This window comes from Bacillus cereus group sp. N6 (assembly GCF_016483705.1).
In the GTDB taxonomy this organism is placed as follows: Bacteria; Bacillota; Bacilli; order Bacillales; family Bacillaceae_G; genus Bacillus_A; species Bacillus_A wiedmannii.
On sequence record NZ_JAEHBI010000058.1, the window covers coordinates 16,212 to 27,535 of the forward strand.

Here is an 11,324-nt window from a genome sequence, read left to right on the forward strand (position 1 = left end):
GCATTTTCCAAGACCGTTACAGGCTACTAGCTTGTAACGGTCTTTTTTTGTTTTCGCTCAAGTGGACGCTAACCACTATAAAAAAAAGGGTGTAATGTAGCCCATGCCAAAAATACATTCGGATATCGGCTTTCGTTGCATTAAGCCGTCTGACGTAAGCGAGGTAAAAGACGCAAAAGCCTTGCATAAAACAAGCCTAAGTGATTCTTAGAATCATAACTGTGATGATAACCAAGACACAGGCGGCAAAGATCGTTAAAACACAATGGAGGCTCAAACAAGACGCAATTGTACGACTGTAGTTAACCATTTACTAGTAAGCGGCGATTGTGACACTGTATCACGGCAAACCTTTGGAGTGCGTAAGCACGCAAGGGTAAGCGGGTTTTGTAGCGAATCACTCGAAAGAGAACGGGGTCGGGCGTGGAGATGCCCCGTAGGACGTAAGTCTATAAGCTACATTCGGATAGTCTTAGTAATAACTATTCGTCGTCAATGCAACCAATCTCAATCGGCTACAATGGGTAAATAGCCAGTGTTGAAAGGGCGTAAAAACCTCGTTAAATTTTCAAGGGGTTTCTATGCCCAAAACGTCATCGCACGTGTCCAGAATAATCGCCAGTATAAAAAGCGTACAAACCTAAAGTCAAGACATTTTTCTAGGAAAATGTTAGAAAGTTTAAAGATTTATATGGAGTATAAGGATTTTTAAACTTTCTTATTATAGTAGAAACTTAGTTTTGGATTTAAGACTAAATTATAGTTTTTATACTTATATAGATAATAAAGAGAAATAAAGGATTAACATATAGATGGAGATCATTAATTTATATAGGAGAGAAGGGGAAGAAAGTAATAGAAATCAATTTGAAGAAAATTATAGAGTTTATAACAGTTGTACATATTGATTATTTGATTAACAAAAACAATCAATATAATCTAATATAGAGATTATAAATTAATAATTATAAGTTCATAAGAATTATTAATTTAAATATCTAGATAACATTATAAGGATTAATTGTAAAAAAAATCAAAAATTCTTTTTAGAAATGTTTGACAAATCAGAATAGTTATAGTAAATTGAAATTACAATATAACTACAATAAAACTACAATGGAATTGTAATTCTAGAAAACACGATTTACCCCCACCCCACTCAATATTGGTGGGAAGTACAGCCCTCCGTTTTTCACTCGCTATGCTCGTTTCAATCCCTGACCACACACCCTCCACGTAGTTATGGGTGTGTGGTCAGGGATACACTACGGGCAAAGAGATGGTGGAAGTGAGTGGGGTGGGGGTAAGTCAAAAGAAAGATCAAGGTCAAGGGCAAAGAAAAGGTCAAGGGCAAAGAAAAGGTCAAGGGCAAAGAAAGGTCAAGGGCAAAGAAAGGTCAAGGGCAAAGAAAGGTGGTGGTAAAAAAATAAAAGTTGAGGATAAATAATGATTGTTTATAATAGTAAATTTTATAAGGAAAGGGAAAGGGGAAAGTTTGAAAGTGGTTTTTAAATATAATAAAAGTTGAATAATAATATTCAAAAATCACGAAAAAATTGAGTATTATTATTCAAAAAATATATAGGGATTATTATTGGAATAAGGTTTTAAAATTGAATATTATTATTCAAAAGGTGATATGAGTGTCTAATATTCAGGTTGCTATTGATGAATTGCATGTGGCTTTCAGAAAGTTGAATCTAGAATTTTTTAATAATGAATTATTAGAGCCAGCGATAACAATTCAATCAAGTGGTAAGAGGAATTCAATGGGCTGGTGCTCTAGTAAAGAAGTGTGGGGGGATAAAGAAGGAACTATAAAAAAGTATGAGCTGAACATTTCAGCAGAATATCTTGATTATGATTTTATGGAAACAATGGATACTATGCTTCATGAGATGGTGCATTTGTACAATGCTTTAAATGGTGTTCAAGATACATCAAGAAATGGTGCGTATCATAATAAGCGTTTTAAATCAGAATGTGAACGTAGAGGTTTTTATTTTCCTAATACTAAAGCTGATAAAAAACTTGGTTGGGCGTTTCCTAAAATAACAGATGAAACAAAAGAAAGAATTTCAAAACTTGGTATAAAAAGAGAAGCATTTATAATTGCCCGCAGAAATATTGTAAATCCCGTAGAAAATGACGATGCAAACGACACAGCACAAGACGAAGAAGAAAAACGACCTACTTCTTTCAAATGGGTATGTTCTAAGTGTGATTTGATTGTACGCTCAACAAAAGATAATATTTTTATTAAATGTGGTGAGTGCGATGAAACATTGATAAAAAATTAATTGTCGATAAATTGTTTTTGGGGTGTTTTTTACAATGATACAATAAGGGGTGATTCTAACGAATTATAAGGAGCGATAAATCTAATGAGAACGGATATTCTGACAAAAAAACAAAAATTACTTTTAGAACTAATTAATAAGTTCGGTGTTATTACAATTCAACAAACAATTGAGTATTTGAAAGGTGAAATATCATTTAAAACGATATATACCTCAAAGGCTAGATTGAGTGATTTACAGTTTATAGAAGAAGTAAAGTTTGGAAATCATTTAATTCTCTATATTAAAGAAGCTGGTACAGTGTATTTAGATTCAAAGTTAGCAGGATATACAAGAATTAGTTATACAACATTACAGCACACACTGACTACTAATGATTGTTTAATTGCAACGAGAAAAATTTATCAAGATCGGAATATAGATTGTAATTTTATTACCGAAAGGGAGTTGAGGAGGGAATATGTTGATAATCATTTTCCTGATGGAATAGTTGATTTTAAAAAATTACGCCATGTGTCTCAAGATTTCCCTGATTTTGTAATAGAAGAAAGTGATGGTAGTAGAACAGCGAACGAAGTTGAACTAAATGCAAAATCTAAAGCTCGTTATGAGAAGAAATTTAAACGATATCAAATGGAAATACAAAAAGGAGTATATAAAAAAGTTATATACATGGTTCCGAATCATTATATTTCAAATGCAGTTCAAAAGGAGGGATATGTATATTTGGATGCAACACATTTAAAAATTATCCCGATTGATAAGGTGATTAAAAAGTGAATACAAATCATAACGCTAATAAAGAAATAGAACAAACGATTTTGGAGCTTGTAAAGGTGCTAGGGCTTGTTATAGCACTAACAGTATTATTACCTGTCTTTCTCTTCTCAATTTTGATTTACGCCCTGTTTGCAGCGGTAAAAAGCGAAAGATTTTTAAAGATGTTCGCATGTGTGGGTGGAGGGGGATTTATCCTTTTAACATTAATATTTGGTATAAGACCCTATTTAGCTTATTTGAAATTTTCGCCCTATCTTCTTCCGAAACTTGAATTGTGGCTTAATAAGGGAAAAGTTTTTGAATTTACATGGGTAAGTTGGCTTCAATATACTACTTTGGGTATGGTTGGAGCATATGGTTTTTACCTGTTTGTACGATATATGAGAGGAAAGATCATTAAAACAAAAGAGAGTGAAAAGGAAGAAAGACGCAGTTCTCACAAATATCAACAAGTGAAGAAGAAAAAATATACAATTAACGATAAGTTACAAGAAAAATGGCGTAAAAATCCAGTCAACGAAAATGTTCTAATTGGGATAGATGAGTTGGGGAAACCCTACAACATGAAAAACGGAGAAATCAACCAACATATGCTTTGTGTTGCAACAACCGGTGGAGGGAAAACGGTACTTCTTTTAGGCTATATAGAGGATGCTTTAAGAAGGAATAAACCAGTTATTTTTGTTGATGGGAAGGGAGATGTAAAAACCGCAGATGATATACAAGGCATTTGTGATAAATACGGAGTTAAGTTTCATGTGTTTAGCGATACAAATAATTTAACTTATAATCCTATCCGCAATGGAAATAAGACAGTTATCAAAGATAAACTTATGAATATTTTAGAGTGGTCTGAACAGTTTTATATGAACCAATCAGAAAATTTACTTCAAAATATTATAGGGTTTATTGATGATTATAACTTTAACAGGGACTTAGAAACGGTTGCTAAATACCTAGATGAAGAAGCTGTAAGGAATGTTTTAGAAAATGATCTAGTAGAAAAAGTTACTAAAGTGAAGAAAAAAAAGAAAGTTGAGTTAGTGAAAAGTGATAGTGCTGTAGAAGATGCATTTTTTGAAGATGATGCAAAAAGTGAAGAAATAATTGAAGTGGAAGAAGAAATTAAGACTACTGAACCATCTGAACGAGCAAAAGAGTATGAAAATAAATTTTTTGGAAGGTATGGAGAAAAACTTAGTGCTTTTGCTGGTGTAGAAGGACTAAGAACTCAAATATATACCTTGTTAGATAGTGAAGTAGGAGAACTTTTCCAAGAAAAAGAGGGGGGAATTGATCTAGTAGAAATAGCTGAAAAGCGTGAAGTGATTTTGTTTTCAATGGACGGGATGAAATATCAACGTTTCTTAAATAAATTAGCTCGTCTTGTAATTTTAGATATAAATTATTTGGTTAGTGAGCGTTACGGAAGAAAAGAAGACCCAGTATTATCAATTTATGATGAATTCGCTAAATACGGCACGCCTGATATTGTAGATACCATTAATAAATCACGTAGCGCAGGGTTTGAATGTATTATTGCTACGCAGACACTTGCAGATATTAATAAAATTGAAGCAGGGTTAGTAGAACAAATTATTGGTAACTGTAATACGTACGCTTTTGGTTGGTCAAATGATGATTATACAATTGAAAAAATGATTAATACATTGGGAACATACCAAGATGATGACATTACTTATCAAATTGAAAAGTATGGTCACTCACTAAAACGAATTGATATGAAAGCAGAAAAAGGTACGATGCGTAGCGTTAATAAATTTCATATACATCCTAGTCAAATACGTGGCTTTAAAACAGGTGAATTTGCTATATGGAGAAAAGCAGCTCATGAAGAGTTAGAACCGCACATTGTATATTGTAGGAATCCTTTATCTTAAAAAGGGAGGGGTACAATGGGAATCCTTAAAATAATCCGTAAAAAAAGGGAAAAAACAAAAGTTCGAACTATTCCCTATAGTAGAGAAAAAGTAAAAAGAATAACTAGTTATTTAATCTTTTCGCTCATAATTATTTCAATATTCTTCAATATCGCATTTTTCAATAAATACCAATATATACGAAGTGTTGCAGCGAAAAGCGAAAAAAACATTAATGACAGCTTACAAGAAAAAAAGAAATCAACCCTCTTAACAGAAAATGCAGCAATTACCTTTGCACAAAACTTCTTAAACAACTACATTAACATACCTCGTGATCCACAACAAAGAGAACAACGTACCAAGGATATAAAAAACCTTTTTATAAAAGATTTAGCAAAAGACATTGATAATACAAAAGAATTTAAGGGAGAAAGAAAAATAAAGAGTGCTACATTGATTGAAAAAAGTGATATCAATTCAAAACTTGCCGACTTTCACTTTTTAGTTAATTACGAAGTAGATGCTATCACTACCGAGAAACAAAAAGTAAAAGAGGGAGAAGTGGAAGTTGAAAAAGATGTGGAAGTACCTAAAAAATTACAGCGTACAAATGAAGTTGTAATTAGATTAGCTACAGACGGGAAAGGATTTGCTGTTGCGAATTTACCACAGTTTTTAACTAAACGAGATTTGAACACGCAAATTGAAAATGAAGAAAAGAAACCTTATAACGCTGAAAATTTAGCTATGGGTGAGAATAAGAAATTAGAAAATTTTCTGAAGGACTATTTTGAAGCATTTGCAGAAAATAATGTGAAACAACTTAGTTATATGACATTTAACCCTCGTGGGTTAGAAAATTATAAGTTTATTTCTTTAAACAGTGGAGAATACCATAAAATTGATAACACTTATTATGCAAATGTAGCTGTCACAATGGAAGACAAAGACAGTAAATTACAAGTTATTCAAAATTATAAATTTGCTCTTATTAAAAAGAGTGGAGAGTTCTATATAAAAAATGAACAATAAGGAGATGGTTTGAATGCATTTTAACTTAGGTGAAATTACTCAGAATATAGTATCTCAGATCGCTTTCATTATCATGGTTATTATGGCAGCACGTTCCCTATTCGCTTACATTAGACAGGATTGGGGTGCTTTCTTCTCTCAGCTTTGCTTAGGTGTATTATGCTTAGTTGTTGTATTTTTCGGTCCACAAATCCAAGAAATCGCACGGGCTGTTGGTGGCAGCTTCTTTAAATAATAAGGAGGGATGACATGAGATATTTTGTTTATACGATTTTTGTACGTCATCCTATTAAAATATTCCGAATCGGGAAATTAGAGTTTGGAAATGGGATTGAACTCAGAAAATTAGTATTTAGTGGGGTTATTTTTATAACCCTACTAGCTTTACTAATTTTGATTGGATTAAAAGGTGGAACGGATGTTATCAGCTTTTTAATACACAATTGGATAAAAATTCTTATCTTAATTCCCGCAGTATCTACAATCGTAGCATTTAGTTTTAAATATGATAACAAACCAATAACGTTATTTTTTAAAGACAGACTTATTTTTACTCTCACTAAAAATCATCAATATGAGCACTTTGAAAGGATTGATGAAACACAGTTTGAAAAAGAATTACAATATGAAGCGTTTCATATAAGAAAAAAGGGTGAGGTGATCTAGTGAAATTATTAGAATTTCCTATTTCTAAAATATATAAAAATATGGTTTTTAATAAAAAAAGTGGTGTGTGGTCTTATTACAAACTAAATGATGAGAACTTATCTTTAAACAGTGAATCTAATTTTCAAAAGTATTTACAGCAAACAATAGCGTTTATTGAACAAAATCAATATGAATATCAGCTAGTTATTATTCCGAGAAGATACGATTTTGATCACTTTATAAAAGTTACAAATGAAAAAGTTGTAAAAGGTGAGCTTGCAGACATCGGTAAATATTACTTCAATCGAGGTGCAGATATTTTAAAAGAAGAAATCAGCTTATATGAATACGATTGTTATGTAGGCGTTCATTTGAATAAATTTATGTACGAAGTGGCGGACAATGTAAATGACTTGTTAATACAATTATTCAAACGTGTTAAAGAAGATGTTACAAGGGTTTTACACCGAACAACAAACGTAGAAACGGATATGAAGTTTTTCAAAAAACTTGAAGAAAGTTTTTTCAATACAGCAAGTTATTATAAAAAATTAATACGTCTAGATGAAAGTGAAATTGAAAAGATAATATATTATCAGTTCCATAGAACTGATATTTGCAAAGATATACCTAATACGATTTACAACTTAACAGAAGGGTTAGTAAAGAATAATAAAGGGTATATGACAGTTCAACATAAAGATTATACGGATCACATTGCTTTTCTACCATATAACAACATTCCCTTTAATCTAAAAAACAATAAATTCCTTTTAAATTTGATTGAGGGAATAGATTTTCCAATAGAAGTTCAAGCACGTTTTTCCTTTAAAAGCCAAACAGAAAACATTAGGAAATTCCGTATGCTAAAGAAACGCTTTCGAAACTTTAATGATGAGATTCGAAATTCAAATGTAGATGAAGATAGTGTAATTGAAAGTGCAGATGATGTATTAACAGTAACCTTAGATGAAATTAAGAATAGTAAAAAAGAAATTTTGTATTGTGATCTAATGTTAGTGGTTTTTGATAAAAGTTTAGAAGGATTAGAACGAAAGATTGAAGATATAAAGCGCATGTATAAAGGGACAGATTTTGAATTAGTACGTCCATTAGTTGACCAGCTCACTTTATTTCATCAGTCTTTAATAGGCTCATATACAAAACTTAATTATTTTCAACACACAATGGATACATCTTCTTTTGCGGTAAGTTGTTTTGACATAAAGAATGAAATTGGTAATCGCTATGGAATGCCGCTTGGGAAAGTTGTTACAGGATATGAGCTAGTAGATGTAACACAAGCAAGAGCTATTAATAATAATGTGGTCTTTTTCAACCCTCTTTTAACAAAGAGAGCTTTAAAAGGAGCAGCACATACAAACGGAAATATTTTGGTTACGGGACCACCTGGTTCGGGAAAATCTTTATTAATAAAAAATGTTTTTACTTGGTGTACTTTTTTAGGAGCAAAGATATTATACATTGATCCCAAAAATGAATATAAGAAATTCTTCGAAAATGCATTAAAGAAATATCCATTAAATGAAAATATTGAGGAAACACGCTATTTCCATGAACTATATAAAAAAATTAACTTTGTTGAAATATCTAATCAGGGAGAATATAAGGGGGCGTTTGACCCGTTGATTTTCTTACAGGGAGATGAAGCGGTTGAAACAGCACTTATTATTCTTGAAACATTAGGATATGTAAAGGATAAAAGGGAAAGTGTCATTATTTTTGAAAGTATCCAAGAGGTAATTAAAACAGAGAAAAAACCAAATTTGACTAAAGTTTTAGAGAAAATTACTGAAAAGGATCAGAACTTAGGTGCGTATATCGCAAAATACAATATTGGCTATGGGCGTATGCTTTTCGGTGATGAGAATAGTGTAACTTTAGATTTTGATAAACAAGTAAACGTATTAGGTCTACAAGGATTACAATTACCATCATCAGAACAAAATATTGAAAGTATGACACAAGCCCAAATTACAGGTATTTCAATTATGGTTAGCCTTTCAAAATATGTAAATACTTTTTCTACAAAGAAAGATGAAGAAGCAATGATAATTTTCGATGAAGCGTGGGCACTGAAAAAATCGAAAAATGGGGAAGCCTTAATTGATAGCATGTTACGTACAGGGCGCTCTTTAGAAACTGATATTATTTTAATCACACAGGCTTATGATGATGTAAACGCAGAAACAATAAAAGAATTAATAGGTTGTAAATTTGCATTCCGACCGAAAACGGATCAAGCAATTAAGCCACTTTTAGAGTTTTTTGATTTAGAAACCAATGAGGGTAACATAAATCTTATGAAAAATTTAGTATCAGGAGTTTGTTTATTCCAAGATTATAAGGCGAGAAATCAAGTTGTTGCGATAGATATATTTTTTGAGGAATGGCTAGAAGCGTTCAAAACAACTAAAAAAGAGGATAAAGCTATCGAACTTGAAGAGAATGCGATCTAGAAGGAGCGAAGAAATATGAAACTTTTAAAATTAACGATTATGCTTGTTATTATCATTCCCACATTATTTGGATGTGGGAATGATAATAAAGATGAGTTAAGAAAAGATCAGGTTACAAAAGCTTTATATCAGGAAGTGTTAAAAAAACGTTTCTCAGAAAAAATGTATAAAGATTATGAGTTTGAAAGTGTGTGTCGTGCAAAAGGTACAGATAACACGTATGTGGTCAAATTTTCATATGAATTTCATGGTGAAAAATTCTCTCATAAAGAAGCCATTTCTTATGATAAAAAAAGTGAAAAATTCGAGGCAAAGCAAGTGAATGCTTATGAAACAACAGATAGTTGTCTGAAATAAAGGAGGAAAGTGATGAAAAAGCTTTTCGTATATTTTTCTTTAATTTTTGTGTTACTAGTGGCTTTTGTACCTAGAACAGCTTTTGCGGAGGATGCGGAAGTGAAACCGAAAATCGTAAAAGAAGGGGATACAGTCCGAGAAGCAGAGAAATATGATTCTGAACAATATAACTTAATGACATATATTAATGAAAAATGGTATATGAACACAAATGAAATGTTAGAACAATGGAAAACAGCGATTAAAGATACTTTTTGGTCTTTGAATGTCTTAGTTGCTAAATTAGGTGCTTTAATTGCTTATAATTTATTCAGCTTAGATATTATTAATTTAATGAAAGATGCCATTGCTAGTATTATGTCATCTACAGCAAAGGCAATTACAGAAGGTTTGTTACTTACATTCTTCACTCTGTCAGGGGGATACATTGTAATAAAATCATATGTAAGACAGGATTGGGGAGAATTTACTCGTATCTTTATGCGTGTATTCCTAAGCATGGTTCTCTTATTTACTTTATTATCAAATGCTAGTAAATATATAACATTCGCAAATGAGGCGTCTAACTACCTTGAAGGAATAGCTTTACAAATTAACCCTACGCTTAGTAGCGAAAGTAGTTCTGAAAATACAACATCATCAGGAGTTATAAAAAGTACAAAAGAATTAGGGGCAATTCTTGAAAATAAAGTATTTGATGCTATGTTATTTAAACCTTTTTTGTTACTAAATTATAATACTACGAATGTAAAAGCTATTACAAAAGAAGACGAAAATAGGATTACTAATTATTTAAACACATCGGCAACAAAAGAAGATGGTGTTAAAAAAAGAAAAGATATAATTACAAATGAATTTGAGAAACTAAGTAATAAAACTATAAATGCTACTAATGCTCCAGCGCAAATAGGTTTTATTGTAATTAACACACTTTCAAACATTGGTATAGTTGTCTTGTTGTTTATGTTAGCTCTGTTACGAATCGTTTTACAAGTAGCCTTAATTGCTATGCTAATAGTCTTCGCAGTTGTACTTCTCGCTAGTGTATTCCCAACATTTGAAAACCTCACCACTAATTTTCTTAAATCGTTCTTTATTATCATTGGTTACAAAGGGTTTTCAATATTTGTAGTTATTGTAGCAATTGCATTTGTAACCATTGGTTTTGAAATGACATCTAACTCAAATAATATTTACTACAATATTTTTATTAACCTTCTCATGATGGCAGCATTATTAGTTGTTTGGTTTAAAAGACAGTTACTTGTAGCAGCGGCTACAGGAGCGCACCATAGGATTTTAGATGGTAGTGAAAGAATGACAAACAGATTATCGAAGGGAGTCGCTGATGCAGCTAAAAATTTAGGTTCAAGTGCATTAGCTAGAGAAAAGGAAAAAGCAGCAGGAAAAGCTGAACAAGGAAAAAAACAATTAAAATCAATGGGGAAATTAGCAAGCTTTGCAGCTAGTAAACTACGATCAGGAAATGCTGATAATGTTAAGGATGCTAATATCAATGCTGAAAACGCTCATGTATCTACAGGGAATGAAGATGAATCAAAATCATCTAAAGAACTTGGTCAAGGTGCAGTAGATGGTTCAAATAAACGAGGTATTGGAGCTTTAGGTAATAAAACGAAGCCGGAAAAAGGAAATGTAGTTAATTTAGGTAAAGGTAATAAACCTAATCTCTCAGACGGATCAACGAAAAGAGGAATAGCACAGCAAGGTTTGTCGGCAGTAGGTAGTACATCGAGAATGGCACAAGGTGCAGTAGAGGGAGGGAATCCATCCCGAATAGCACAGCAAGGTTTGTCGGCGGTAGGTAGTACATCGAGAATGGC

The 11,324-nt window shown here is 32.0% G+C and carries 10 protein-coding genes; all 10 read left to right on the forward strand.

From position 1 onward, the window contains the following. The first annotated feature begins 1,279 nt into the window (after positions 1-1,279). On the forward strand, positions 1,280-1,447 hold the full coding sequence (locus JDS99_RS26625; RefSeq protein WP_199696030.1) for a hypothetical protein: 168 nt from the start codon (positions 1,280-1,282) through the stop codon (positions 1,445-1,447). 196 nt (positions 1,448-1,643) lie between these two features. Continuing rightward, entirely contained in the window at positions 1,644-2,300 is a 657-nt protein-coding gene (locus JDS99_RS26630; RefSeq protein WP_199696031.1) for a SprT-like domain-containing protein, read from the forward strand. 84 nt (positions 2,301-2,384) lie between these two features. Next, entirely contained in the window at positions 2,385-3,080 is a 696-nt protein-coding gene (locus JDS99_RS26635) for a hypothetical protein (RefSeq protein ID WP_199696032.1), read from the forward strand. After that, the gene (locus JDS99_RS26640) at positions 3,077-4,981 is read left to right on the forward strand and encodes a TraM recognition domain-containing protein (protein WP_199696033.1); all 1,905 of its coding nucleotides are present in this window, start codon (positions 3,077-3,079) and stop codon (positions 4,979-4,981) included. The genes JDS99_RS26635 and JDS99_RS26640 overlap by 4 nt, the downstream gene beginning before the upstream one ends. A gap of 15 nt (positions 4,982-4,996) precedes the next feature. Then, positions 4,997-5,995 carry a conjugal transfer protein gene (locus JDS99_RS26645; RefSeq protein WP_199696034.1) on the forward strand — a complete coding sequence of 333 codons (999 nt, stop codon included), beginning with the start codon at positions 4,997-4,999 and terminating at the stop codon, positions 5,993-5,995. 13 nt (positions 5,996-6,008) lie between these two features. Next, the gene (locus tag JDS99_RS26650) at positions 6,009-6,230 is read left to right on the forward strand and encodes a hypothetical protein (RefSeq protein WP_000545654.1); all 222 of its coding nucleotides are present in this window, start codon (positions 6,009-6,011) and stop codon (positions 6,228-6,230) included. Positions 6,231-6,244: 14 nt separating this feature from the next. Next, entirely contained in the window at positions 6,245-6,661 is a 417-nt protein-coding gene (locus tag JDS99_RS26655; RefSeq protein ID WP_001268815.1) for a TcpE family conjugal transfer membrane protein, read from the forward strand. After that, on the forward strand, positions 6,661-9,123 hold the full coding sequence (locus JDS99_RS26660) for an ATP-binding protein (RefSeq protein ID WP_199696035.1): 2,463 nt from the start codon (positions 6,661-6,663) through the stop codon (positions 9,121-9,123). The genes JDS99_RS26655 and JDS99_RS26660 overlap by 1 nt, the downstream gene beginning before the upstream one ends. A gap of 15 nt (positions 9,124-9,138) precedes the next feature. Further along, positions 9,139-9,480: a hypothetical protein gene (locus tag JDS99_RS26665; RefSeq protein ID WP_199696036.1), complete on the forward strand. Its 342-nt coding sequence runs from the start codon at positions 9,139-9,141 to the stop codon at positions 9,478-9,480. Between the two features lie 12 nt (positions 9,481-9,492). Beyond that, a partial coding sequence (locus tag JDS99_RS26670; RefSeq protein ID WP_199696037.1) for a CD3337/EF1877 family mobilome membrane protein occupies positions 9,493-11,324 on the forward strand: 1,832 nt, incomplete at its 3' end.

What these genes read in the sequence shown, in the direction of transcription:
- JDS99_RS26625 (WP_199696030.1), top strand. Translation starts at nt 1,280, where the DNA reads ATGGTGGAAGTGAGTGGGGTGGGGGTAAGTCAAAAGAAAGATCAAGGT.
- JDS99_RS26635 (WP_199696032.1), top strand. Translation starts at nt 2,385, where the DNA reads ATGAGAACGGATATTCTGACAAAAAAACAAAAATTACTTTTAGAACTA.
- JDS99_RS26645 (WP_199696034.1), top strand. Translation starts at nt 4,997, where the DNA reads ATGGGAATCCTTAAAATAATCCGTAAAAAAAGGGAAAAAACAAAAGTT.
- JDS99_RS26650 (WP_000545654.1), top strand. Translation starts at nt 6,009, where the DNA reads ATGCATTTTAACTTAGGTGAAATTACTCAGAATATAGTATCTCAGATC.
- JDS99_RS26655 (WP_001268815.1), top strand. Translation starts at nt 6,245, where the DNA reads ATGAGATATTTTGTTTATACGATTTTTGTACGTCATCCTATTAAAATA.
- JDS99_RS26665 (WP_199696036.1), top strand. Translation starts at nt 9,139, where the DNA reads ATGAAACTTTTAAAATTAACGATTATGCTTGTTATTATCATTCCCACA.